The 23,953-nt window shown below is 50.9% G+C and carries 24 protein-coding genes; 8 read left to right on the top strand and 16 right to left on the bottom strand.

Translation table 11 applies throughout. The features are described 5' to 3' along the window. Positions 1–19 precede the first annotated feature (19 nt). Positions 20–961, top strand: coding sequence for a homoserine O-acetyltransferase MetA (gene metA / locus AC6R10_RS16890; RefSeq protein WP_334550485.1), 942 nt, complete (start codon positions 20–22; stop codon positions 959–961). Positions 962–1,155: 194 nt separating this feature from the next. Continuing rightward, positions 1,156–1,872: a type IV pilus biogenesis/stability protein PilW gene (gene pilW, locus AC6R10_RS16885; RefSeq protein ID WP_500627127.1), complete on the top strand. Its 717-nt coding sequence runs from the start codon at positions 1,156–1,158 to the stop codon at positions 1,870–1,872. A 5-nt stretch (positions 1,873–1,877) separates the two neighbouring features. Here the strand turns inward: pilW and AC6R10_RS16880 are convergent, their stop codons facing one another. The 3 genes from AC6R10_RS16880 to AC6R10_RS16870 form a co-directional block, all read right to left on the bottom strand. Then, entirely contained in the window at positions 1,878–2,024 is a 147-nt protein-coding gene (locus tag AC6R10_RS16880; RefSeq protein ID WP_334550487.1) for a hypothetical protein, read from the bottom strand. Between the two features lie 29 nt (positions 2,025–2,053). Next, entirely contained in the window at positions 2,054–3,067 is a 1,014-nt protein-coding gene (rlmF, locus tag AC6R10_RS16875) for a 23S rRNA (adenine(1618)-N(6))-methyltransferase RlmF (RefSeq protein ID WP_500673010.1), read from the bottom strand. Between the two features lie 153 nt (positions 3,068–3,220). Next, positions 3,221–3,730 (bottom strand): M48 metallopeptidase family protein, encoded by a 510-nt coding sequence (locus AC6R10_RS16870; protein WP_487903131.1) that lies wholly within the window; start codon positions 3,728–3,730, stop codon positions 3,221–3,223. Between the two features lie 110 nt (positions 3,731–3,840). Here AC6R10_RS16870 and AC6R10_RS16865 point away from each other — a divergent pair, with 110 nt between their 5' ends. Beyond that, positions 3,841–4,071: a glutaredoxin family protein gene (locus AC6R10_RS16865; protein WP_500627129.1), complete on the top strand. Its 231-nt coding sequence runs from the start codon at positions 3,841–3,843 to the stop codon at positions 4,069–4,071. A gap of 11 nt (positions 4,072–4,082) precedes the next feature. On the opposite strand, the gene AC6R10_RS16860 is transcribed toward AC6R10_RS16865, so the two are convergent. From AC6R10_RS16860 to AC6R10_RS16845, 4 genes are all read right to left on the bottom strand, one after another. Beyond that, positions 4,083–6,491: an ATP-binding protein gene (locus AC6R10_RS16860; protein WP_500672990.1), complete on the bottom strand. Its 2,409-nt coding sequence runs from the start codon at positions 6,489–6,491 to the stop codon at positions 4,083–4,085. Positions 6,492–6,581: 90 nt separating this feature from the next. Further along, a complete protein-coding gene (locus tag AC6R10_RS16855; RefSeq protein ID WP_500672989.1) occupies positions 6,582–7,799 on the bottom strand; it encodes an ABC transporter substrate-binding protein in 1,218 nt (405 codons plus the stop codon). A 79-nt stretch (positions 7,800–7,878) separates the two neighbouring features. Continuing rightward, the gene (gene modF / locus AC6R10_RS16850; protein ID WP_500672988.1) at positions 7,879–9,354 is read right to left on the bottom strand and encodes a molybdate ABC transporter ATP-binding protein ModF; all 1,476 of its coding nucleotides are present in this window, start codon (positions 9,352–9,354) and stop codon (positions 7,879–7,881) included. A gap of 41 nt (positions 9,355–9,395) precedes the next feature. Further along, complete coding sequence (locus AC6R10_RS16845) at positions 9,396–10,265, bottom strand: LysR family transcriptional regulator (RefSeq protein ID WP_487903114.1); 870 nt, start codon at positions 10,263–10,265, stop codon at positions 9,396–9,398. Positions 10,266–10,398: 133 nt separating this feature from the next. Here AC6R10_RS16845 and AC6R10_RS16840 point away from each other — a divergent pair, with 133 nt between their 5' ends. Together AC6R10_RS16840 and AC6R10_RS16835 are read left to right on the top strand one after the other, a co-directional pair. Then, positions 10,399–11,643: an MFS transporter gene (locus AC6R10_RS16840; protein WP_500672987.1), complete on the top strand. Its 1,245-nt coding sequence runs from the start codon at positions 10,399–10,401 to the stop codon at positions 11,641–11,643. Next, positions 11,640–12,200, top strand: coding sequence for a DUF1415 domain-containing protein (locus tag AC6R10_RS16835; protein ID WP_500672986.1), 561 nt, complete (start codon positions 11,640–11,642; stop codon positions 12,198–12,200). The genes AC6R10_RS16840 and AC6R10_RS16835 overlap by 4 nt, the downstream gene beginning before the upstream one ends. 22 nt (positions 12,201–12,222) lie before the next feature. Here AC6R10_RS16835 and AC6R10_RS16830 read toward each other — a convergent pair whose 3' ends face one another. Beyond that, entirely contained in the window at positions 12,223–13,293 is a 1,071-nt protein-coding gene (locus AC6R10_RS16830; RefSeq protein WP_500672985.1) for a sensor domain-containing diguanylate cyclase, read from the bottom strand. Positions 13,294–13,581: 288 nt separating this feature from the next. On the opposite strand from AC6R10_RS16830, the gene AC6R10_RS16825 reads away from it, so the two are divergent. Beyond that, positions 13,582–14,157 carry a nucleoside triphosphate pyrophosphohydrolase family protein gene (locus AC6R10_RS16825; RefSeq protein WP_500672984.1) on the top strand — a complete coding sequence of 192 codons (576 nt, stop codon included), beginning with the start codon at positions 13,582–13,584 and terminating at the stop codon, positions 14,155–14,157. Between the two features lie 446 nt (positions 14,158–14,603). On the opposite strand, the gene btuD is transcribed toward AC6R10_RS16825, so the two are convergent. The 8 genes from btuD to AC6R10_RS16785 all read right to left on the bottom strand — a co-directional run bounded on the left by btuD (position 14,604) and on the right by AC6R10_RS16785 (position 21,587). Further along, positions 14,604–15,356, bottom strand: coding sequence for a vitamin B12 ABC transporter ATP-binding protein BtuD (gene btuD / locus AC6R10_RS16820; protein ID WP_500672983.1), 753 nt, complete (start codon positions 15,354–15,356; stop codon positions 14,604–14,606). Next, positions 15,343–16,338 (bottom strand): vitamin B12 ABC transporter permease BtuC, encoded by a 996-nt coding sequence (btuC, locus tag AC6R10_RS16815; protein ID WP_334550505.1) that lies wholly within the window; start codon positions 16,336–16,338, stop codon positions 15,343–15,345. Before btuC ends, btuD begins: the two co-directional genes overlap by 14 nt. An 86-nt stretch (positions 16,339–16,424) precedes the next feature. Continuing rightward, a complete protein-coding gene (locus tag AC6R10_RS16810; protein WP_500672982.1) occupies positions 16,425–17,453 on the bottom strand; it encodes a succinylglutamate desuccinylase in 1,029 nt (342 codons plus the stop codon). A gap of 434 nt (positions 17,454–17,887) precedes the next feature. Then, positions 17,888–18,571, bottom strand: coding sequence for a histidine phosphatase family protein (locus AC6R10_RS16805; protein WP_500672981.1), 684 nt, complete (start codon positions 18,569–18,571; stop codon positions 17,888–17,890). Between the two features lie 8 nt (positions 18,572–18,579). Next, a complete protein-coding gene (gene cobU / locus AC6R10_RS16800; protein WP_500672980.1) occupies positions 18,580–19,140 on the bottom strand; it encodes a bifunctional adenosylcobinamide kinase/adenosylcobinamide-phosphate guanylyltransferase in 561 nt (186 codons plus the stop codon). Next, on the bottom strand, positions 19,137–19,946 hold the full coding sequence (locus AC6R10_RS16795) for an adenosylcobinamide-GDP ribazoletransferase (RefSeq protein ID WP_500672979.1): 810 nt from the start codon (positions 19,944–19,946) through the stop codon (positions 19,137–19,139). Before AC6R10_RS16795 ends, cobU begins: the two co-directional genes overlap by 4 nt. Further along, the gene (gene cobT / locus AC6R10_RS16790; protein ID WP_500672978.1) at positions 19,946–20,974 is read right to left on the bottom strand and encodes a nicotinate-nucleotide--dimethylbenzimidazole phosphoribosyltransferase; all 1,029 of its coding nucleotides are present in this window, start codon (positions 20,972–20,974) and stop codon (positions 19,946–19,948) included. The genes AC6R10_RS16795 and cobT overlap by 1 nt, the downstream gene beginning before the upstream one ends. A 1-nt stretch (position 20,975) precedes the next feature. Further along, positions 20,976–21,587, bottom strand: coding sequence for a flavin reductase family protein (locus AC6R10_RS16785; RefSeq protein WP_500672977.1), 612 nt, complete (start codon positions 21,585–21,587; stop codon positions 20,976–20,978). Between the two features lie 510 nt (positions 21,588–22,097). On the opposite strand from AC6R10_RS16785, the gene AC6R10_RS16780 reads away from it, so the two are divergent. Both AC6R10_RS16780 and sbcB read left to right on the top strand, forming a co-directional pair. Continuing rightward, positions 22,098–22,724: a Rossmann-fold NAD(P)-binding domain-containing protein gene (locus AC6R10_RS16780; RefSeq protein ID WP_500673009.1), complete on the top strand. Its 627-nt coding sequence runs from the start codon at positions 22,098–22,100 to the stop codon at positions 22,722–22,724. A gap of 174 nt (positions 22,725–22,898) precedes the next feature. Beyond that, the coding region (gene sbcB / locus AC6R10_RS16775; RefSeq protein ID WP_500672976.1) for an exodeoxyribonuclease I at positions 22,899–23,953 on the top strand (1,055 nt) is incomplete at its 3' end.

Below are 23,953 nucleotides of genomic sequence, written 5' to 3'. Positions count from 1 at the left end.
AGAGCTTAGGGAGAAAGCTGTGCCGATTAAGATCCCCGATCAATTGCCTGCCACTGATGTACTGCGTCAGGAAAATATCTTCATCATGAGCGAATCGCGTGCCTCTACGCAGGAGATTCGTCCACTTAAGGTGTTGATCCTCAATCTTATGCCAAAAAAAATTGAGACAGAGACGCAATTTTTACGCCTCTTGTCCAATAGCCCATTGCAGGTCGATATTGAACTGCTGCGCATTGATGATCGCCCGAGTAAAAATACGCCAACCGAGCACCTAGACAACTTTTACCGACAATTTGAGATGATCAAAAAACGCAATTTCGATGGTTTGATCATCACCGGTGCGCCGCTCGGTCTGGTCCAGTTTGAAGACGTGATTTACTGGGACCACCTCAAAACCATCATGAACTGGGCGAAAGAGCACGTCACCTCGACCTTATACGTCTGCTGGGCCGCACAGGCAGGATTAAAGCTGCTCTACAATTTGCCTAAGCGCACTCGCAAAGAGAAGCTCTCCGGTGTGTATCAACATCAAATTCATCATGAGTTTCACCCCATTCTGCGTGGTTTTGACGACACCTTTTTAGCACCGCATTCTCGCTACGCTGATTTCTCACCGGAGTATCTCGCCGAGCATACGGATCTCGACATCTTGGCCACCTCAGACGTGGCTGGCGTTTACTTGGCGGCCACCAAAGATAAGCGCAATGTGTTTGTGACGGGCCATCCAGAGTATGACTCACACACCCTGCACAATGAGTACATCCGCGATCTGAGTGAGGGAATGGAACCGGCGATTCCGGTCAACTACTACCCCAACAACAATCCTGACAACAAACCGTGCGCAAGTTGGCGCAGTCATGGACACCTGCTATTTGCCAACTGGTTGAACTACTGCGTCTACCAGCAAACGCCATACGATTTGGATCACTTCAGCGAAGCCAACTTCACCAAAGACGATTAACGCGTCTAGGGCAACACCCTGTCACCGAATACGAGGGCGCAAGCGCGCCCTCACTCGCATTCTTTTTCCGCCCACACTCAGAAACTGATAAACCCCTCGCAGAGTCTCACTCATCGGCGCAAACACCAGATGGGATCAGGTATAAAAAAGCACAAGCTTGTTATCTGTTACTGAACCACAAAAGTTGAACGAATATGCGTACCCTTCTCCTTCCTTTGGTGTTACTTCTCTCTGCCTGTGTCACGGTGGACAATAACGCTGAACCTGAGCTCAATGCCAACCCACGAGAAAAAGCCGATGCGCGCTTAGCCCTTGGCATGGGTTACTTACAGCAGGGTGATATGGTGAAAGCCCGCGAAAATCTGGAAAAAGCCCTTCAGCACGATAAGAGTTATTACCGAGCACAATTGGCGATGGCGCACTATTTCGAGCAAGTTGGTGAAGAAGCGGACGCTGAAAAACTGTATAAAACGGCGCTGAGACAGCACCCGAGAAACGGTAATGTAATGAACAACTACGGCACGTTTTTATGCAAACAAGAGCGCTATCCTCAGGCTGATCAACTGTTTAATCGCGCCATTGAGCAGCCCTACTACTACCTGATTTCCGCCAGCTATGAAAATGCGGCACTCTGTGCATTGAAAGCGGGCAAACCCGAACAAGCCATGGGTTATTTCAAACGCACATTGGATCACGACCCGCGCCGTGTCACCTCGCTGCTGCGCCTGACTAAACTTGAAATAGAGCAAGGTGAATACACATCGGCGCGAATACGCTTGATGAACTTCCACCAGCAGTTTGGCGTGCAACAAGCCTCATTGGCCCTACTGGTCGAGTTGGAAGAGCGCGCCGGGAACAGCGCATTAGAAGAGAAGTATCGTAAGCAGTTAGAAGCGCTCTCGAACGGATAAACTGATCATTTTCGTTTGTGAATTTTTTTGTATTCTCGATACAAAATCAGCACAAAATAACCCAGTCCCCACAACAGCAGCACCGCGAACAGCGCAAGAAAGCTATCGCAAATCCAACTGGGCTCACAGGGCATATAAATCTCAAACTCCATATGCCCTCCTCATCTATTGGTATCAGTGGTTAACGGGGTTTGGTATCAAACCAAGTGGCGCGCTTAGCTTTATCATGAAACGTCCAAGCCATAAAACGGCTCACTTTCTGCCCTTGGCTCATCTCAACCACGCGCACTTCCAGCGCTCCGGCTTTTTCAAGATTTTTACGCAGCCAACGGACATTCTCTTTCTTTGAGATCAAGGTGGAGAACCAAAGGACTTGCGATGCCACATCTCGACTTTCAAACGCCATCTTTTTCACAAACGCGGCTTCACCACCCGGACACCACAGTTCCGCTTTCTGCCCACCAAAATTAAGTATAGGCGAACCTTTCTGCGTTTTGTGTCGTGGTGCATTGGCGGCGGCGACCGCGGCCTTATTGCTACCTTTTTTGGTCCTATTGCGACTTAAATTAGCCAGTTTTTTCTCGCTGCCTTGCTGCGCCTCTTCAAGGGATTTATGAAACGGCGGATTGCAGGTCGTCAGCGCATAATGCTCGCCTTTGGCGATAATGTGTTTAAACACAAACCGAGAGTCACGCTGCAATCGGCTTTCAATTTTGCCTTTCAACACCGCATTGGCGCTCGCGATCTGGTTGGCATTGTCCACCGACACCTCGTCCACATCACTACCAACGTAGTACCAGCCATAATCCACCGCGCCAATGATCGGATAGATGCAGTTAGCGCCAACGCCGATGTCTAACGCATGCACACTCGCGTGTTTCGCCTCAGGCACATCCGCCTCAAGCAGCTCAGCAAGACGATGGATGTAGTCAGCACGCCCTGGAATAGGCGGGCAGAGATACCCTTTAGGAATATCCCACTCACTGACTTGGTAGTGATGCGCCAACAAGGCTTTATTGAGCAGCTTCACTGCGATAGGGTCAGAAAATGGAATGCTCTTGTCACCAGCTGGGGTGGTGATGACATACGCTTTCAGCGCAGGCAGCGCGTTGACCAACGCGGCAAAATCATAGCGTCCTTGGTGTTTATTGCGAGGATGTAATCCCGGCTTACTTGGCTGCTTGATAAACGTCATCTCACGATTCGAGCGATGCTTTGGCTCAGACTGAGAAGCGCTATTTATTGTTTTCGGCGCACGTTTGGTCGAAGGGTGCGAATCTTTACGGTGTGTAGCCATGATCTGTAATGCGTAACGTGTAGTGAGTGATCAACAACAAGGCATTTATGCCTAGTTCGTTGGCTCGTCTCGGGTCTCGAGGTAAATCATAAACAATCGAGCGTCGAGTTCCAGTTGATGGTAGTCGGGCTCCATGTGGCAGCACAACGAATAGAAGGCTTTGTTGTGCTCCTTCTCTTTCAAGTGCGCCAGTTCGTGCACCACCAACATGCGCAATAGCGGCTCAGGTGCCTCTCGAAATACGCGAGCGATGCGAATTTCATTCTTTGATTTGATTTTTCCGCCATGCACTTTCGACACATAGGTATGAAGGCCAAGCGCATTGTTGATGATGTGGATTTTATTGTCGTACACCACTTTGCTCAGCGGCGCGGTTTTCTTCATATAGCGGTTTTTCAACGCCATGGTGTAATCGAACAGCGCCTTTTCACTCTTAATGGTGTGATTGTTAGGGTAACGCTGGTGAAACCAGGTCGCCAGTCTGCCGGAATCTACCAGTTGCGCCACTTGATCAACGATATGTGGCGGATAACCTTGCACATACCTTAATGCGGGATTGATACTCATCGCTCTACCGAGTTGACGAAAAGGCGCTAGTCTAGCCTATTCGCCCTTGTCATTCACTGACTTTTCATTACACTCATCGCGATCAACCTCACTGGAGAAACCCCATGAAACGCCTCGTGCTTTACGTCAAAGATAAGTGCCCGCACTGCAAAGATGCTCAACGCTACTTGGAAGAGAAAGGTTACCCATATCGTTTGACCAACGCGAAAATGCAGCGCGGTCGCAAAGAGCTCGACGCCATTGGCGCTCGCTCCTTACCGGTACTGAAAATCGGCGATCGTTACATGATCGGTTGGAATGTGAAAAACTTCGAGCGCATGTACAGCGGAAAATAGTACCGCTGTTTCTACTTGGGCATCACCTGAGCAAGCACTCGATTAAGCTGCTGAGAATTGATCGGTTTCGTGATCACCTCTTGGCAACCGGCGGCAATCATATTTTCTCGCGTCTCTTCAAACGCGTCGGCGGTGCAACCAATCAGCACTGGCGGGGTTTGCAGATTAAGCTGAGTAATAATTTGAGAGGCTTGAATGCCGTCCATTTCTGGCATGTGGTTGTCCATGAAAATCACCTCAAAGTGCTCAGACTTGACCTTTTCTACTGCCTTAACCCCATTGACCGCCACCTCGCATTCAAACCCGAGCTTAGAAAGAAACCGAGACAGCACCAAGGCATTCATGCGCGTGTCTTCGACAATCAAGGCGCGCATTCCATCGCCCAAGTAATCACTGACGACGGCCTCAGTAGACACCGACTCTTGCTGCGCGGCGGCGCGTGTTATCGGTAAGGTGACAATGAACTCGCTGCCACGGCCGAGCTCGCTCTCTACTCGTATTTCACCGCCCATTGCGCCCACCAGTTCAGAGACAATAGACAAACCAAGCCCAGTACCGCCAAAGCGGCGCGTAGTATCCGACTCGGCCTGACTGAACGGCGCAAAAATCACCCGTTGCTTGCCTTGGCTGATGCCAATACCACTGTCTTTGACGCGGATCTGCATCGTTTCGGATGAGTCAGAGAGTGACAAAGACAAAGCAATACCGCCCTCTGCGGTAAATTTGAGGGCATTGCCGAGCAAGTTTTGCAATATCTGGGTTAATCGGGTCTCGTCTACCCGAATGACTAAATCCGCAGGTAGGGTGCTATCGACACGAAAACTCAGCCCTTTCTCCTCGCATAACGGCTGATAAAGCTGACTGAACTTGGCAACAAAAGGCACGAGCTCTACGTCCGTTGCCACCAATTTCAGCTTACCCGCCTCAATTTTAGAAAAATCGAGGATGTCATTGAGTACCGCCAGCATATGTTGACCGGAATCGAGCAAAGTGGCCATGTACTCGTGCTGCTCGTCAGTAAGGTCTCCTTGTTGCAGCAGCTCACCCACCCCTAAAATCCCGTTCATTGGAGTGCGCAATTCGTGGCTCATCGCGGCAAGGAATTTCGATTTGGCGACGCTGGCCGCGTTGGCTTCCTGCGCTTTTTGCTTGAGTGACTTTTGCAGCTCAACGCGTTCAGTAATGTCACGTTCGACCGCCATAAAGCCCTCAATCTTGTCATCTTTGTCATACAGTGGCGTCAAGGCAAGTTCAATCCAGTACGCCTGCCCCGCTTTGTTGTAATTGACCAACTCGAAAAAGCCCTGCTCTCGGTTATGAATTGCAGTGCGAATCTGGCTGATCACCTCTCGGTCACTAAGCGGCCCTTGCAAGACATCACCGGGTTTCTTACCGATCAACTCTTGCTGCTGATAGCCTGTTAAACGCTCGAAAGCACTGTTGACCCATAACACATTGACATTCAGATCAGTAAATACCACCGCATCACGCATGTACTTCGCGACCCGAGCTAAGCGTGCAGACTCTGCCTCTCTTCTTTTGAGCTCTTCCGATTGGCGCAGTAGCTGCTGCTCCGAGCGATATAACGCTTGAAATGGCGAGACCAGCACCTTACGCCCCAAAAAATAGAGCACAAAGAGCGCCACACCGGTCGCGGTAATCATCCCGGTCAATAGGCTTTGCACAAACTCTCGTTTGACATCTTCAACCAAACTCGGTGAATAACTGTAGAGCAAGGTAAAGGTGGTATCAGGAATCGGGCGCTCGGCGATGGCCCAAGGGAAAGGCGAGGCCATACGCCAATCAAACTGCGCTTGGCGGATGCCAAACCATCGCGCGTCATCATGGCCAAAACCGCTGAAAAACTCCGTGCCCTCTAGAGGCGTGACGTAGGCGGCGATGCCCTCTGAGTAACCGTTGTATTTGACAGGTAGGGTTACGAGCAGAAAATCCGCGTCATGATGAGAAAAAATTGAATAGGAGACCGACTCGAGCAACTGACCACTCGCCACTTCCTGAGCGATAAACGTGCTCACCGCCTGCGGTAACACAATTTCGGAGTAAACTTTATCACCCACAAAGTCATACACGTTGACGAAAGATTGTGAATCAACCGGTTTGAAGCGCGCCAACTTATCCGAGAAGGACGCGGAGTCCGCAACGCCCTCCAACACAGCGCCTAGTAGAATCGGCTGCTCAACGATGTTGGCTAAGCGATCTCGTCTCGACTCTAAATAGGTCTTGAGATAACTGTCTAACGTGGAAAATTTGCTTTTTAAACTCTCGTTAATCACCACTTGCGCCGTTTGCTGTGCTTGATGCTGAACAAACAAAAAACTGGTGAGAAAAAAGACACTCGCTCCCAACAAGATAAACAGGGTGAAGAGTTGCATGCCATTTTTTTTGTCAAACTTTAGCATTGAGCGTGCCCTAACCAAACTGGATTCACTATATTGCTCCTCGGGAACTGCTTTGATGCATCCCTCGTTGTTATTGTTATTTGTTGCCTGCTACTCAGAGTCGGTCAAACGCAATTTGACGCCATCGTGCTCGTCATACATCGCCATACACAAATTCTGTGCCGATAAGGCTTCATGTGCATCCATATTCTCCCTAGAGATAGGGCTAAACGGGTGTTGGTAGCGTTTGACCAAGCCTTGCACTGGCGTCTCTAGTGACTCTAGGGCGACTTTCAACGCTCGTCGATTGTCGGGCATCTCCTGTTGCCACTCGATGTGGTTTGCTGCAGCAATGAGAACGCGTGTCAGGTCATAACCATGGACAAAACCCGCCGGCGCTTGAATATTGGTTGATGTAAACTGCTCCGGAAACAAGCGGCTTGCACGCTCAAACACCCCTGCTTGGAATGGCGTGAGCGCGTTGCTGTAAAAATTAAAACAAGACTGAACAAAGGTCAGTTGCGCTTTTTCTCGCACCTCAAACGGCACATTTTGCGCGAACTGTCCGCCGGTTATTCCCCAGTGACTGTACACGGGCAGGGAGGCATTAAGCTCGGCCACCGCATCAACAATATTTTTGCCTTCACGAGCGTTACCCACCAAAAGCAAACATTGCGCTTTGTCCTGCTGCGCTTGGCGAACGATGTTTCGCGCGTCTGACGCTTGTATGCCCCAGTCAAACCAAGAAACCTTGACCTCAGCATCCACATCACTGGGCAACGCGCGCATCATCGCTTTGTAGTTTGATTTGCCCCAGCCGGTGTTTTCCAGCACTAGATGGGGCACAGAGCAGCCCTGCTCAAAGGCGACGTTGAGAAGAAATCCGCCCACTTTGGAATCATCGACAGAGAGTCGAAAAATAAAGTTCTGATCGCTTTCGAGCGAACGCGTGATTGGCGTTCCTGCAGCCCAAGGCACTAACGTCAATATGCCTTGCTGGTTAATAAAATCACGGTATTTGATCAACGGCGGAGAGTGCATCCCAGCGACAAACACTAAGGCATTGGCATCGCGCAAAAACTCATCTATATGGCGTTTACTGCGTTTGACGTTGCCTCTGTGATCACGCACAACAAAGCGCACAGGTACGCCGTTGAGTTGGTTATCGACTTCCGCCAGTGCCACTTTCACACCTTGTTCAATCGACTGCGCCGATTCAAGGTGCCCTGTCCTATCCGCATCCAAATAAAGAGTCACGAACTCCGGCTTCGCCGCCCAGGTTACACAACTTAACACCGTGGCCATCATGGCCGCAGAAAACCGCATCATATCGACGCTACTCCCTGAATAATAAGACTATCTTAAGCGTAGATGAGCCGAGCCCGTTTGTCAGGGTGACACACCCCGTTTATGCGCCACTTGATTCACCCATGACAACCCGAGGGACATAACAGCCCATCGACTCGTCAAACTCAAAGCTGAGCTCATTGCGGATAGCCTCCAGCTTGTCGGCCTCATAGTGCGAGACATACAAGAGTTGGCTAAGATTTTCACGCGCGATCATCTCTAAACTGTTTTTCACTAACCGACGCCCTAAGTAGTCAAGTCCTTGATAGGGCTCATCTAAAATCAACAGGGCGGGTTGTTTCACCAACGCGCGAGCGATTAACACCAATCGCTGCTGGCCGTAATCCAGCTCACGGAACGAGCGCTTGGCGCAGTCGGTCATGTGCAGCATGGCGAGCCATTCGTGCGCGGTTTGCAGCTCACACTTACTTGGCTGCTGATAAAGGCCGATGGAGTCATAAAAGCCCGAGAGAATCACGTCCAGTACGCTGCAACTGACTCGATACTGCAGATGCAATGAAGAGGAGACCATGCCGATGTTCTGCTTGATTTGCCAGATGGTTTCACCGCTGCCGCGCTGGTGGCCGAAAATGGTAATATCGTTGGAGTAGCATTGGGGGTGATCGCCAAAAATCAGCCCGAGCAGTGTGCTTTTACCACAACCGTTCGGGCCTTTAATCTGCCAATGTTGACCTTTATCGATTTGCCAATTGAGCTGGGTGAAGATGGTTTTGTCGGTGTACGCGACCTCCCCATCCTTGATGGCAAACACTGGACTGGGCAGATCATTACTGTGCTGATGTTTGCGCACCAACGCCAACATGTGTTCGCTTTGTTGCTCTGATTGCGATTGCAACTGAGCAATCACTGGGTGCGCATGCCAAGCGGCGGAGGCCATCGTGCTCTCCAATTGTCCGTGATGAAACAGCGCGACTTGGTCAATCCAAGGGGGCAAATCTTCTTCACGATTGAAGGTGACGATCATCTGCACCTGTTGCGCCATTTCTGCCAGCGTTGTCGACAGCGACTCACGATGGGCAACATCCAGACCGGAGAACGGATTATCGAGCACCAACAGATCAGGCTTGCTAGCCAGTGCGCGCGCCAACATCACGCGGCGGGTTTCTCCCGTCGACAACTGTCGAAAACCACTGTTGGCCAAATGGCACAAATCGAGCTGACTCATCAATTGATTGGCATACTCAAGATCATCACACTGCTGTTTAACCAAGATTTCAACGCTCGTCCCACTATCGATTCTGTCGAGAAAATCGGTGTCATCATTAGCAATTTCTTCTTCGAGTAATTGCTGCTGGCTCGCTAGCGAGACTTGTGCAACGCGGCCTTCACTCCTGTCAACCGCATCCTGAACGCCTTCAAAGGGGGCATCGCCGCAAAGCAGTGCGCCCAGTTGCGATCCGATATCGCCTTCAGAGCTGAATACGCCCCATGAGTGGCCGTCTTCAATCTCCCATCGTTCAATCTTTAGCGGTGTTAAGTGTTCTGTTGTGTTGAGCTGATGAATGGCAATACGCATACACGTCCTTTGTTGAGTGTGTTGTTATCCTTATTCGCCCATCATACATAACGCTTTACGAAGTCGATAAAGGTTCGATCCGCAATTGAGAGGTAGCCATCCTTGCGCCAGGCGAGCGCCAAACTGACAGTAACCGGTTGTGTAAACGGCACACCTACGACCGCTTTTTCATGCTCAGGCACCAACTCCAGTAAAGCGGTAATGGCAAATTCCTGTTTGACGATACTAAGAATCATCGGCAACAAGTTGGTCTCAAACGAGAATTTGAGCGGCTTTTGACACGCCTTGGCTTTTTGCTCCAGATACCCACGGTGAAAATAGCCGGGCTTAAACAGCACCAGTTCGTGCTCAAAAAACTCATCAAAATCGATCGCTTGGCGCTGGGCAAACGGGTGCGTTGGGCTGACCACCGCCACCATTTCCGAATCCAGCAAATGATCGGTGGCTAAGTCCTCGGGCACATTTTCACTGTCAATCACACCAATATCCAGCTCACCATCGAGTAACATTTGCCGCACCGAGCGCGCCCCCGCATCCACCAGCGTCAATTTAAGATTGGGATAGTGGCTTTTGAACGCCATCATAATGCGCGGAAAAAAATAGGACCCCATCATACTGGGAGCGCCAAGCCTGACTTCGCCTTTTTCCAGCCCCTTCATCTCATCAATAGCCAATTTGGCGTCATCTAGTTGCTGGATGATGCGTTTGGCATGCTCGTAGAGCACCTCTCCCTCTGGGGTTAAGGAGATGCGACGGTCTTCGCGGCGAAAAAGCTCGACACCCAGCGTCTGCTCAAATTTTCGAATCGCAATACTCAGAGCAGGCTGCGCAATGTGCAAGGCTTTGGCGGCTTGAGTAAAGTGACCATGCTCAGCCACCGCGACAAAATAACGCAAAGGTTTACTCTCCAAAATGGCACTCCTCTGGCCGCCTTAATGAGATCAAAAATATATGACAATGATATTTTTAATATATTTTATAAATCAAGATGAGACTGATAATGTGATCACACTCTCCTGACTGATCACACCCAAACGAGTAACCATGATTGAACTGTCTAGCCCTGCGTACAAACGAGTGACTTTCAGCCTAGCGCTGGGCTCCTTTCTGGTGTTTTGTAATCTCTACCTTTTTCAGCCCATGCTGCCTTTTATGGCCGGTCATTTCAGCGTGTCAGAAACCCAAGTGAACTGGATTTTTGCAGCCAGCACCCTAGCGCTGTCCTTTTTCCTTGTGCCTTGGGCGGTCGCATCCGAGTCCACCGGCAGACGCAGCGTTATGTTGCTTGGCCTGTTTGCGATGCCCGTGATTGGTCTCGCCATGTTCTATACTGAGTCTCTGCTGGGCTTGGTTTTACTGCGCGCGATGATGGGCATCGCCTTGGCGGCCTTTGCCTCTGTCGCCGTCGCTTATATGGTTGAAGAGCTGAGCAGCGCTGCGTTTGGTCAAGCGATTGGTGGCTACATTGCCGCGAACTCACTTGGCGGTATCACAGGGCGTATTGTTGGCGGTACCCTCACCGACCAACTGGGCTGGGAGTACGCTGTACTGGTCATGGCGCTGTTCACCTTAGTTGGCGCTATCGCGGTCGCGTTACTGCTCCCCAAGCAGCAACATTTCCAGCCCGCCAAAGGGATGCTTCGCTACCACAATCGCGCACTAGTCGAGCACCTCAAAAACCGCACTATTTGGCTCGCAATGTTGATTGGTGGTGTCAACTTTGCGCTGTTTGTGAATCTCTATTCGGTGATGGGGTTTCGTCTCGTGGCCGAACCGCATTCTCTTCCAGTCGGAGTGGCCGCGCTGATCTTCCTGTGTTATCTGCCCGGCACATTGAGCTCCAAGCTCACCTCGGTTTGGAATAAGCGTTACCCGCCGCTACTTGGCATCAAAGTGGGCGCGCTAATCAGTATGCTTGGAATGTGGAGTGCCTACGTCGATACCCTACCTTTCATGCTTCTGGGGTTGATGCTGATTAGCTTCGGCGCCTTTTTCACACACACACTGGCCTACGCGTGGGTGAGCCAAAAAGCGACGCAAGCCAAGGCGACGGCAACTGCACTCTATCTCGTGCACTATTACGTCGGGGGCAGTATCGGAGGCTTTTTCTTGATTTACTGTTGGCAACACGGTGGTTGGGCAACCGTCATCGCTGGTGGCATGCTGCTCTATGTCATGATTTTCTTTCTTTGTGCGGCGCTGTCGCGGCAGACTACTCACATAAGAGTGCCGCCTGTGAAGGCAAATTCTGATATGCTTGGCTCAAATCAGAATTTGGAAGCAAAATGACTCTCTCAGCCAACCCTTCTCCTATCATCAGCGCCGTTGAGCAATGGCTTAATCAGGTCGTGATCAGTCTTAACCTTTGTCCGTTTGCCGCAAAACCGCAGCGCAATGGACAAATTCATATCGTGACCAGTGACGCCACCGACGAAGCGTCTCTTCTTGAAGACCTATTGAGTGAGCTTATCGCTCTAGAGGCGCTTTCAGCCGAGGAGCGGGAAACCACCTTAGTGGTAGTGCCAGAGATGCTGCAATCTTTTGATGATTACAATCTGTTTATTGATTGGGTGGAAGCCTTGATTAAACAGCAAGGCTATGAGGGCATTTTCCAACTGGCCACATTCCACCCCGACTATTGCTTTGGCGGCACTGAGCCAGACGATGATGAGAACTTAACCAATCGCTCACCCTACCCCGTGTTTCATCTGATTCGGGAAGAGAGCATGGAGAAAGTCCTGCGTCACTACCCCAACCCAGAAGCTATACCTGACACCAATATCGACCGAGTCGAATCACTGACTGTTCAAGAAAAGCGTCAACTATTTCCTTACCTGTTCTCCTAAAGCTCTTGAACGCAGTCACCGATCACGCCGCGGCGTGGTCGGTATGGTACTCGCGCCACTCGATGCGGTTGCGACCACTGGCTTTGGCGCTGTAGAGCCCCTCATCGGCAATGGCGAGAATCTCATCAAGCGTGGATTTCTGGCAGTCTGTCACCCGAGCATTCGCAAAATCGAAGTGGGTCGCGCCAACGGAAACCGTAATGGGTTTACCGTCGAGCAGCGTACTGTTGACCGCACGGTGCATCGCCTCAATCACGGTTTTACGTGCGGTCGGATCTCTATCGGGTAGCCAGACGACAAACTCCTCCCCGCCAAAACGGGCGATAAAATCACTGTCGGTTAACTGCGCTTTTAGCGCGTCGGCGGTTTTACGTATCACGTCATCACCAATTTGATGACCAAAGGTGTCATTCACCTTTTTGAAGTGATCAATATCGATGATCGCCAAGCTGCCCTGACCGCCCGCCAATTTCATGCGTTCCAAATCCACATGAATGGTTTTAAACATCGCGCGGCGATTGGCTAATTTGGTTAAAGGATCGTGGAATGCTTGAAACTCGAGAGAGGCATTGAGCTCTTGCAGGCGCGTCTCCTGCTTGCGACGAATCAACTCGACCTCAATCCATGACGCCATCAACTTAAGCGCGTCGATATCAATATCTTTGAATTTGCGTGGGTAAGGAATCGGTGAAGAAAAGTTCAAGGTGCCAAAAATTTCATCATCGACAAAAATAGGCACACCAATGTAGGACTCCAAACCAAACGCGTTGTAGGCAGGGTGAATCGCGTGGGCATCATCTTCCCCCATGTGCTCAATCGCTACAGGGCCAAACGATGAGCAGGTGATTTCGCAATAGGTGCAATCGTATTCAAAGGTGTCACCCGCTTTAAGATCCGCGCCTTCAGGAACGACGCAGTGCAACACCGTGTATGTGCCGCCATCGATGCGTGACAAAATGCCGATATCTAAATTAAAGCGCTCTAACCCCATCATGATGAGCTGACTCACCTGAATATCAAAGCCTTTACTGTAATCATTGGTGATTTGATACAGACGTCTGATCACTTTTTCACTTTCGCTTTCTATTACCATGATGTTGCCCTATCAGCGTGAAGTCCTTAATAGAATTATAAGCATCAACTCCCATATAGAAAGAGGGGTTCTCTTGCTTTTCATTCAAAATGGAAGCGTGGTAGCCATTTTATCAGCGGTCAATGGACGAGCTCGAACGTATCACAGGGTACGAATATCAAATGAGTCGTACGATTACAGAGTTGCTCTGGCGGGACATAGGGCGGTTTGTTACTATTGCCGCACGTCTTAACCTTTGCTTACTCTCTTCACGTTTGGCAATACTTCGTAACCCTAGGCTTAGCTGATATGCAATTGACCCAACTCACCACTGAACTTTTCAATCACCTGTACCAAGACATCACTGAATTTCGTAGCACTTTCGATTTACCTGTCGCCTCACCTGAAAGCTTAGACGACAAAGCGGATACTCTCCATACGTCTTTAATCATTGAAGAAATGACCGAACTGGCTGAAGCGGATTGCAAAACCGAACAAGCCGATGCGATTGTCGATAGCGTCTATGTTTTGATGGGTCGATTGGTGCACCTAGGCCAGCAACGTATTGAAGATAATCTTGCGATTAACTATTTGATTGATGTGTTACTCAATGTGGCCGTTAACCGTGGTATCGACTTTGTGCCGTGTTGGGATGAAGTGCACTCGAGCAACATGAGTAAAGTGTGTCGTAATGAGCAAGAATTCGCTGACACCGAAGCGCACTACGCCAGGCAAGGTATCGAACTGACCGCAGTGAAAAAAGGCGATTACCTGATCGCGAAATGTGCCAAAGATTTTGTGTCAGACGCAAAAACCATCCGTCAAGGAAAGGTGTTGAAATCGGTCTATTACCGTCCAGCGGATTTAGCGCCGCTGACTCAGTAACCCGTTTTACAGCGCTCGTTTTTCCTGAACAAAACGCTTTCTCTACAAAAAGCGCTTATTAAGAATAGCTTGCGCTAGAAAAAAAGCCGCCACCTACGGACGGGAATCCTTAGGTGGCGGAAGCTGCCATAGTCATAATTTGACGACGTTCAATTTTTCTGGGGTACTGAAAAATTGAATCAGCCTAACAAGAACGAGAATGTATCCCTTTCACTAATGCCAACAGCGTGCCAACTTTTCAAAAATAGTTAAGTTATTGTTTTTAATTAAATTTGTGTGAGAGCTATTAATTTACCGACGCTACTGCTTTGGCACGCGAACCGATTCAGTGCAACGCTGCACTAGTTCAGTTCGACTATTTGCTCTAAAGGCGAGTTCGTGAGGGATAGTGTGGATGATAATGAAATAGATAAAGAGCGCTAAAGCACAGCGAAGTGCGATAAGCGTTAGAACAGCAGAACCCGCTTGCCGCGAATCGATTCGCAGCGAACCTCAGTATTAAACACGCGCGACAGCTGCGCCTCATTCAATACCTCTTCAGGCAGACCAAATTGTTGCAACACGCCGCGATCAAGCAGCGCCACCTTGTGCGCATGAGTCAAGGTTCGGTTCAGGTCGTGGTTGGACATCACCACTGTAATGCCTAATTGGGCGATTTTATCGATCAAACGGTATAGCAGCGTTTCTTGACCAATATCGAGCGGCGCCGCCGGTTCATCAAGAATCAATACCTTCGCCAGCGGATTCAGTGTTGGCCAGACTTGCAGACAAATCCCACATAGGCGCACTCGCTGCCACTCCCCACCAGACAACTGATGAATCGAACGATGCAGCTTATCCTCTAACTGTAACCACTGAGCGAGGGTGAGGACCGCTGCATCTACCTCATCAAGCACGCTTTTCGCTTGGCTTGGCAGTGACAACGCCAAGTACTGCACGACTTCAATGTTAAACGCTGGGCGATCGCTTTGGCTTAAAAAAGCCCGGCAGGAGGCTAAAGAAGGCATCGACGCCTTGGCCACATCAAGCTCACCAATTCTCACCTCCCCTTTCGCCGTTAATAGCCCTGCGATAGCGGTCAACAAGGTACTTTTTCCACTGCCATTTGGGCCAATGACATGGACAATTTCTCCCTGATTGACCTCAAAAGAGAGTGGAAGCAAACGCGAGCCAGCCGAGAGATTATTAATGTGAATCATGATTTTTCAGCAACATCCAAATGAACACTGGCGCGCCTATTGAGGTTGTCACAACGCCAAGCGGCAGCTCCGCCGAATGCAGCGCGGTTCGCGCGATAAGATCCGCCACCAGCACTAATAGTGCCCCGCACAGCGCAGAGAGTGGCAACAGAAAGCGGTTTTCGCTGCCCAGCGATAAACGCAGCAAATGCGGGACAACCAAGCCGACAAAGCCAATCACTCCACCGAGTGCGACCGCGCCGCCGACCAAAATCGATACCGCTAAAATGAGTTTCCAGCGTACGGCGTCAGTATCGATACCCAGCTGCCTAGCATAAACGTCACCGAGCATCAGGCGATCCAGCAGCGCTCCCTTAGTACATAGCCAAACCACAACCGGGATGAGGGCTAACGTCAACCAGTGATGAGACCAACTTGCGCCGCCAATGCTGCCCATCAGCCAATACATCAACTGCCTGAGGCTTAAATCATCACTGAAATAGAAAGCCCAAGTGACCACTGCCCCCGACAAAATGCCCAGCGCGACCCCCACCAAGAGAAGACGTGTTGTCGTCAGCTTCATCATTTTGGCAATCGAGACCAACAGTAAGGTAAAGCAGAGCGCACCGATGATCGCCGCTAGCATATAACCTAACGGCGTTGCAAATGCAGGGAAACAAAACAGCACCAGCACCATCATAATGCTCGCGCCACCGGAAATGCCGAGCACACCGGGCTCTGCGAGCACATTGCCAAGCAAGACTTGCAGCACTGCCCCCGACAACGCCAGCGCCGCGCCGATCGCCACGGCAGAGATCAATCTAGGCAAACGCAGATGAACAAGCAGCTGGGTTTGAATGTGGCTGAGCTCGCCAAGCGGATTAATGAACACTTCCCCGACCATGACGTAAAACAGACTCACTAGAAGAAACAATCCGGCACCTAACCATGCGGCGCGTGTCCAACGGTGCTGTTTACGATGTAGAAGTTGGCTAAATTCCATGCAAGGTAGGTCAATTCGGCGGGCTAGAAAGAACAGTGGCCTAACGATAACGCTAAGCCACTAAAATGAAAAGTGTTAGAAGACGATTAATCGTAAACGACCTGATCCTCTTCGTAGCGGACTTTTACCGGACAGACCATCAGTGCCGCGCGCTGTCCAACCGGGACATGACGATTTGGAAAGACGACAGCTTCTCCTTCGTTTTTCGCCAGCAGCGGTTTGTCTCCATCATGGCCAAACACTTCGCCATGTTTGAACGCAGTAAAGTTCTCAACGTCATCGGCAAACAAAAAGTCGAAATCGTCATGCAGGCGAACGATAGTACGACTGACGCGATACATAGTCGGCTTACGCGGTAAGTGCTCTGCTTTACTGCGTGAAATCAAATCGCGCATCGCCAAATCAAACGCAACCAGCTTGCCCAGTTCGTTCTCACCGATTTTGGCCACTTGCCCCAGTTCGACCGTCAGAGCTTGCGCCGCAAAATTCTCTGCACTGAACCAACTAAAGGTGCTAGAGGGAGCGTTTGAAAACATCACGGCTTCTAAGTGGCCACTGGCGACAAAATCCATGAGGGCTTTACTGCGCACCGGATGTCGCACTTTCGGGCTGACGGCAAAGGTATAGTGCTTCGATAAACGAATCGCACAATGCAGATCTAAGTGCCAACGGGCGGCAGGGTCAGTGCCGTGGTAAAAGCGCCCTACGACGTCTTTCAATTCATTAGCAATCGATAGCTCAATGCTCGGCTCGTAGGCTTTATCGTCAAACAAACGATTCAGATTCACGTCAATAAATCGAGTATGAGCATTGGTGGCTTGCGGATGGGCAACGATCAGCAGCAAACGCTCCCTGACCGGCTGGAAACCTGTTTGAATGTCATCGACAATCTTGTCAATGAGCTCCATTGGTGCAGTCTCATCACCATGAATGCCGGTAGACAAAATAATATGCTTGGTGGTCTCATCAAAGTCGGCAGGAATCACTTCCAAAACGCCACGTTGATGAAGCCGGAAAACGACGCCATTGGCGACCGTCATTTCACCCACAGGCATCTCTTGATCGACATTGAGGCTGTCAAAAAGAAAAGATTGGCGAAAGAGGGATTTCGTCATGCGCTACTCCTTTATTGCACAGCGATGTATGTTAATGAATTGAACCGACAATTTATGTAGAAGCGATCAAACTTATCGACACCGATTGTGTGCTTCATCGAAAATTATCCATCAACTGGGCATCACCCTACCCACAAGACTCACTGTGCAGGCAACCGAACGGCGCCCCGTTCAGCTACGTAAAAACTTCAATCATTTAAAGAGGTTGTTCATGACGCGCCGTCGTCCCATTCTGACAACGCGCCAAGCTTTAGGCAGTGTAATCGAATCACAATAAAACGCATCCTCTTTTGCATCTTTCGATGCGCTTTTGTGTGCTTAAATGCAGCCCATTGCGTATCGATTTATGTCACTTAATACCTGCTCGCCATTTTTAAGTCGCTATCCGTTACAAGAGAGCCTTAAGCGATTAGGAGATAACCTCAAAACGGTACTCATCTTGCCCCTAGCGGTGCGCCAATCATTCGGACCCGTGCGTGCTGAGCTTGTACCTGACCGCTCTCATCAGTGTAAAACTCAAGCTGCGTGATCGATTGGTTCTCAATATGTAAGGTTGAAAACAGCGCCGGATTTTGCCAATCGAGCCCCAGCACATAAGCCAAAATCATCCGAATCGTGCCGCCATGCATCACCACCAAGGTATCGCGTGAAAGCTCAGCAACAAACGCTTGCCAAGCGTTGACGACGCGATGATAAAAACGCTCTAACGTTTCTGCGCCGGGTAACGGGTGCTGAGCCGGATGTTGCCAAAACGCCTCCAGTGCAGACCACTGCTCGCCCACCTCATCAAAAGGAATACCATCGAGTTGACCAAACGAAATCTCGCGCCATTGAGGCTCTATCGTCACAGGGACCGTAACTGGGGTTGAGACCGAATGGGTGAGTGGACTAACGCCGCGTGATTGCTCCTCACCCAACGCCTGCAGGGCTTTAGCAAGATCTGCGCAGCGACGCAGCGGTGAGCTAACGATCGGCAGCGTGGCATATCCATTTTCCGCCAACGCACGCGCGAACGCCTGTTGGCGCTCCGCCGCCACCGCCACATCCGTATGACCATACAAAGCAGGCTTGCCATCCACTTTGGCGTGACGAACAAGCGAGACTCGGATAGAAGACATCCGCACTCCTACGATTTCAATGAAACAGGCAGACCAGCGGCCACCAGCGTCACCTTGTCCGCCACTTGAGCAATGGCTTGATTCATCCAACCGGCGTGATCGACAAAGCGACGCGAGATTTCGCCCAATGGCACCACACCCAACCCTACTTCGTTGCTGACTAAGACAATGTCCGCGCGGCAGCGCTGAATGCTCGTTACTAAATGCGCCACGCGTTGCTGGGTGTTTTCATCACTGAGCGTCTCACCGCCGTTGTAGATGACATTGTTCAGCCACAGCGTCAAACAATCGATCAGCACCACATCGTACTGAGAAAAGTGGACCAGTTGCTCACTCAACTCAGTGGGGCACTCATGCAGGTGCCACCCTTCACCGACGCGCTGCGCTTGATGGTGCGCAATCCGACTGGCCATTTCTTGATCGAGATGAGTCGCCGTGGCGATGTAGTGTTTTTTGACTACCTCGCTCCCCTGCGCGGCGTCGCGTGCTTCATATAGAGAGCGAATTTGCGCTTCGGCAAAGCGCGATTTGCCTGAGCGAGCGCCGCCAAGCACCAAATGAATCGTCACCCTGCACCTCCAGTGAGAATGGGACCACCGAGCGCAAGCAACGTGAGATAACAGAGCAACTCCATGATCTGCTGCGCCGCGCCCAAGCAGTCACCGGTGAAGCCGCCGAGGCGCGCCTGCAACCAGCGTTTAAAGCCAAAGCGAAACACCACAGCGACAATCACTAGCGCTAGCACCGCGCCCGCGGATAAAAACAGGCAAGACACTGCGGCTGTCATAAGGAGAATGGCTAATTCAAGCCGAGTTTGACGCTGTGCCAAGGGCTTACTTTTGCTGCCACTGAGATCGCTGACGTAAGGCATATCGAAAATTAACGAGGCGGCTACCGAACGACTCAAGGTAAAGCCGACAATAAGGATCACACCGATGGCAGTAATACTTTGATTGACTTGCTCGATGAGTTCACTCAGCAAAACAAACTTACCCAGTAGCGCCATGATAAGTGCACTGGCGCCATAGGTGCCGATTCGGCTGTCTTTCATGATCTCAAGGCGGCGCTCGGTGGTCATGCCGCCGCCAATACCATCCGCCATGTCCGTTAGGCCATCTTCATGAAAGGCGCCGGTGAGCATTAAGCTAAACACCATCATGACAAACAGCGCCGCACTGCTGGGCAGCCACCACTGCGCTGCGCCATACACCAAGGCGCACAACGCGCCCAAAATCGCGCCGACCAACGCAAAATAACGCCCGGCCTGGTTCATGCGCGCCTCACTATAAGGCGTCGAAGACGGGATAGGGAGACGCGAGAAAAAGCCCAACGCCAAACAAAACAGTTGCCATTGATATTTGCTCGCGTGCCACATTAGACCGTCACTCCGGCTTCTTCAAAGCTCGCCATCGTGTTGTAGAACTCGGCGGCGCTTCGCAGCAAAGGCACGGCCAATACCGCGCCGGTGCCCTCACCTAGGCGCAGCTGCAAGTCAAGCAGCGGCAAAGCTTCCAGTCTTTGCAGCAACAATTGATGACCCGATTCATGCGAGCGGTGGGCAAAAATCATCATCTCTCGGCTTGAAGGTTCAAGTTCGCTTGCCACCAACGCTGCCACACTGACAATGAAACCATCAACCAGCACCGGCACTTGCGCTTTAGCCGCCGCCAAGAAAGCGCCAACCATCTGCACAATCTCAAACCCGCCGACCTCGGCCAATACCTCTTTCACCTCTAAACCGTCACTGCGCGCAACACCTTGAGCAACCAGCGCCACTTTGCGCTCGTACTGCTCATCGGTGATGCCCGTTCCGCGGCCGACGCAGCGCTCAACCGGCTCCTTGGTCAAGGCACTCAGCAGGGCCGCCGCGCTACTGGTGTTACCAATGCCCATTTCACCAAACATCACCAGCTCAGAACCAGATGCGATCACCTTGTCGACCACCTGTGCCCCCAGACGCAAGCCGTTCTCGACCTGCTCAGCACTCATCGCAGCTTGTTTAGCAAAATTGTGGGTTCTCTCGCCAAGACGCTGAGAGATAAAGTGCGCCGAGTCAGACTCCACAGGCAGTAAGATTCCGCAATCAACGACAGTAAGCGCAACATCGTTGGCGCGGCAGAAACAGTTCACCGCAGCGCCACCCGCTAAAAAGTTAAGCACCATTTGCTGCGTCACAGCGCTAGGCGCAATGCTGACGCCCTCATCGGCAATCCCGTGATCGCCGGCAAAGACGATAGCAGCAGGTTGGTTGAGCGTGATGCGCTGCGCGAGTTTTCCCGCTTTGCTGCTTTGGATCAGCGCCAATTGATGGGCGGCTGACTCAAGCAAGCCAAGCGAGCCAAGAGGTTTGGTTTTTTGGTTGATACGGTGCCAAATGGCGTCAGAAAAAGCGTGGTTTAACATGTTATTTGGGCCTAGCTACAGAAAAAACGTCACGGGTCAGAGCGTATTGGCTGCCCCCGAGACGGGAAAGTGGGTTGAGCGACAGAGCATCAATCGTCAGGCGTTCGCCCTCCTCTGTCACGATATTAGGATCAAGGTAGATCTGCTCAACCTTGGCGAAAATAAGGCTTTGCGGGGTATCACCGATCTCTTTGACTTCAAAAAGCGAACAACCAAACGCCACCGGGCAACCTTGCACACGAGGCAGATCAAAACCGTCAAAGCTGACCAACTCAAGACCGGTGGCTGCCACTTCTGACTCACCATGCTCTAGGGTTGCGGCGGTCTGCGTCACCGACTCGGCTTGCGCCTGATGAGCGATATGCACCACCATTTTTCGGTTTGCTAGTACATTTCGCGTCGTGTCTTTGATCTCGCCACTGGGCTTTTTGCCCACCGAAAACATCAACAGCGGTGGATTACTAGAAATCGGCGTAAAGTACGAAAACGGCGCCAAATTATAGTTTTGCGTGCCTGATTGCGTCAGTACCCAAGCGATGGGTCTGGGAATCACCGTTTGCGTCATCAAATGATAAATGTCCGCAGGCGGCATGGTCGTCAAGTCAATGTTCATCACGTATCCCTATGGTGAGATTGAATTTTTGTCAGTGTACCGCGAAATACCGTTTTGAACACCCGCCGCCCCTGTTGTGATTGACCATTTGCTGGTCAATTCATCGGTTATATTGACCTCAACTGGTATTTTTCTCCATTTGTACTATATTTTGATCAATAACGTAGAACGCTTTTGATCAGTAACGTAGAGCGCAAGGAGGTCTGTATGATTGCAAATCGACGTTCAAGTAAACCCAAAAACGGCTCGTCCTCACCCAAGAAAAGCACTCGTCGCTTACCTTTCTCACTCACCTAACCCCGGTTCTTGCACACAAGGACACAAATACCCATTAGATCGCGAAAGATAGGATGAGATCATAGACTTTTCACTGATCCTGTAGGATTCTTCGTTCACCTTCCTCGAATTCATGCAAGGCTGACGGTGAACCAGACTGAACACAACCCCAACGAACGTGCACCGCTTGTCGTCATCACGGCAGGCGCCACGGGTCTAATTGGCAACGAGCTAATGAAGCAGATGCTCGAGGCCGACCCCATCGAGGCTATTTACGCGTTATCTCGAAAAGCCTTGCCCTATTTTCATCCCAAATTAGAGACGCTGATTCACCCTGAACTGGAAGTACAGACGTGGACAGACGACAAACCGACCCCCACCTATGGCTTCATTTGTTTAGGCACCACACGCAAGCAGGCAGGCTCTAAAGAGGCGCTAGAACACGTCGACGTCAAATTGGTGTGTGAGGTCGCGAGCGAAATGAAACTGCTGGGCGTGACGCGTCTCGCGGTTGTCTCGAGTTATGGCGCGTCATCGCGCTCACTGTCTCATTACCTACGCTGTAAAGGGAAAATGGAACTGACCATTGAGCGTATGGGGTTTGAGCAAGTGGTATTCGTTCGCCCTGGTCCATTAGTGGGGCTAAGAGACACCCCAAGAAATGATGAATTGGTTTTGCAAGCGGTGCTAAAAGTGGCGCGCCCACTTATGATAGGCCCATTGCGCAAGCTGATTCCCATTCATGCCAGTGACGTCGCGCGAGCCATGCAGTACGCACTGTTTGCAAAAGAAAAAGGCCATAGCAGAATCCGCGTCCTCGAAAGCCCAGATATGTTGGCGCTGATTGAGCGCTATCGTTAACCAGTCGATGACTCGTAGCACCTGTACGTTGGCCTTCGAGTCCTTGATTTGTTCTAACGCGCAGAAAATCGTCACCCATAGACCTGGCTTGAAAGTTTTTCGCCATTTCCCTTGCTTGCGCGCCCTTTCTTGACGGATACTTCACGTCAATCGCACGCAATTTCTGGAGAACCCATGCAATCTGATAATCAACCGACGTTTTTCTTCTTTGATTATGAGACTTGGGGAACCAGCCCAGCCAAAGACAGGCCGAGCCAGTTTGCAGGCGTGCGCACCGATATGGATTTCAACATCATCGGTGAGCCGCTGGTGATTTACTGTCAGCCACCTGCCGATTACTTACCCGCGCCAGAAGCGGCGCTCATCACGGGTATCACTCCGCAAACGGCGGTCAGTAAAGGGCTGCCAGAACCTGAATTTATCGCCCAGATTCACGCGCAATTGGCGACGCCCAATACCATAAGCTTGGGCTACAACAGCATTCGTTTTGATGATGAAGTGACGCGCTATACCTGTTATCGCAACTTCATTGACCCCTATGCATGGAGCTGGCAAAACGGCAACTCTCGCTGGGATCTATTGGATGTGCTACGCGCGTGTCATGCGTTGCGACCTAAAGGCATCGAGTGGCCAGAAAACGAAGAAGGCTTTATTAGCTTTAAGTTGGAACATTTATCGGTCGCTAATGGCATTGAACACGCCAACGCGCACGACGCGATGGCGGATGTGATTGCCACCATTGAGATGGCAAAAAAAATCAAAGCCGCACAGCCCAAATTGTTTGATTACTTTTTGTCGATGCGCCATAAACGCAAACTCAATGAGCTGATCGATATTGTCAATATGACCCCCTTGATGCACGTCTCCGGCATGTTAGGCCGAGAGTGCCAATACACCAGTTGGATGGTTCCAGTGGCGTGGCACCCGACCAACCAAAACGCAGTTATCATGGTCGACTTAGCCAAAGATCCTCAGCCACTGTTGGATCTTGATGTCGACGCACTCAACACGCGTTTGTACACCAAGCGAGACGACCTAGGGCCAGATGAACTGCCCGTGCCGGTCAAACTGGTACATCTCAATAAGTGCCCAATTCTCGCCCCTGCGAAAACCCTCACGGCGGACAATGCCGCTCATATTGGCATCGACCGCGAGCAGTGCTTACAAAACCTAGCCACGCTGCGCCAACACCCAGAAATCCGCGAAAAGTTGATTGGCTTGTACAGTAT

This window comes from Vibrio sp. R12-SG2-ISO1 (genome assembly GCF_059834045.1).
Note: the sequence above shows the minus strand (reverse complement) of the source record. Positions and strands in the feature narration are given on the sequence as shown.

Excerpts from the sequence above, each read along its gene's own strand:
- AC6R10_RS16880 (WP_334550487.1), bottom strand. The coding sequence starts at position 2,024 with ATGGAGTTTGAGATTTATATGCCCTGTGAGCCCAGTTGGATTTGCGAT.
- cobT (WP_500672978.1), bottom strand. The coding sequence starts at position 20,974 with ATGTTAAACCACGCTTTTTCTGACGCCATTTGGCACCGTATCAACCAA.
- AC6R10_RS16830 (WP_500672985.1), bottom strand. The coding sequence starts at position 13,293 with ATGGTAATAGAAAGCGAAAGTGAAAAAGTGATCAGACGTCTGTATCAA.
- AC6R10_RS16810 (WP_500672982.1), bottom strand. The coding sequence starts at position 17,453 with ATGACGAAATCCCTCTTTCGCCAATCTTTTCTTTTTGACAGCCTCAAT.
- AC6R10_RS16785 (WP_500672977.1), bottom strand. The coding sequence starts at position 21,587 with ATGAACATTGACTTGACGACCATGCCGCCTGCGGACATTTATCATTTG.
- AC6R10_RS16855 (WP_500672989.1), bottom strand. The coding sequence starts at position 7,799 with ATGATGCGGTTTTCTGCGGCCATGATGGCCACGGTGTTAAGTTGTGTA.
- AC6R10_RS16780 (WP_500673009.1), top strand. The coding sequence starts at position 22,098 with ATGAAGCAGATGCTCGAGGCCGACCCCATCGAGGCTATTTACGCGTTA.
- AC6R10_RS16835 (WP_500672986.1), top strand. The coding sequence starts at position 11,640 with ATGACTCTCTCAGCCAACCCTTCTCCTATCATCAGCGCCGTTGAGCAA.
- AC6R10_RS16795 (WP_500672979.1), bottom strand. The coding sequence starts at position 19,946 with ATGTGGCACGCGAGCAAATATCAATGGCAACTGTTTTGTTTGGCGTTG.
- AC6R10_RS16805 (WP_500672981.1), bottom strand. The coding sequence starts at position 18,571 with ATGTCTTCTATCCGAGTCTCGCTTGTTCGTCACGCCAAAGTGGATGGC.
- rlmF (WP_500673010.1), bottom strand. The coding sequence starts at position 3,067 with ATGACGTTTATCAAGCAGCCAAGTAAGCCGGGATTACATCCTCGCAAT.
- pilW (WP_500627127.1), top strand. The coding sequence starts at position 1,156 with ATGCGTACCCTTCTCCTTCCTTTGGTGTTACTTCTCTCTGCCTGTGTC.
- btuC (WP_334550505.1), bottom strand. The coding sequence starts at position 16,338 with ATGGAATTTAGCCAACTTCTACATCGTAAACAGCACCGTTGGACACGC.
- AC6R10_RS16840 (WP_500672987.1), top strand. The coding sequence starts at position 10,399 with ATGATTGAACTGTCTAGCCCTGCGTACAAACGAGTGACTTTCAGCCTA.
- btuD (WP_500672983.1), bottom strand. The coding sequence starts at position 15,356 with ATGATTCACATTAATAATCTCTCGGCTGGCTCGCGTTTGCTTCCACTC.
- AC6R10_RS16825 (WP_500672984.1), top strand. The coding sequence starts at position 13,582 with ATGCAATTGACCCAACTCACCACTGAACTTTTCAATCACCTGTACCAA.
- modF (WP_500672988.1), bottom strand. The coding sequence starts at position 9,354 with ATGCGTATTGCCATTCATCAGCTCAACACAACAGAACACTTAACACCG.
- AC6R10_RS16865 (WP_500627129.1), top strand. The coding sequence starts at position 3,841 with ATGAAACGCCTCGTGCTTTACGTCAAAGATAAGTGCCCGCACTGCAAA.
- AC6R10_RS16860 (WP_500672990.1), bottom strand. The coding sequence starts at position 6,491 with ATGCTAAAGTTTGACAAAAAAAATGGCATGCAACTCTTCACCCTGTTT.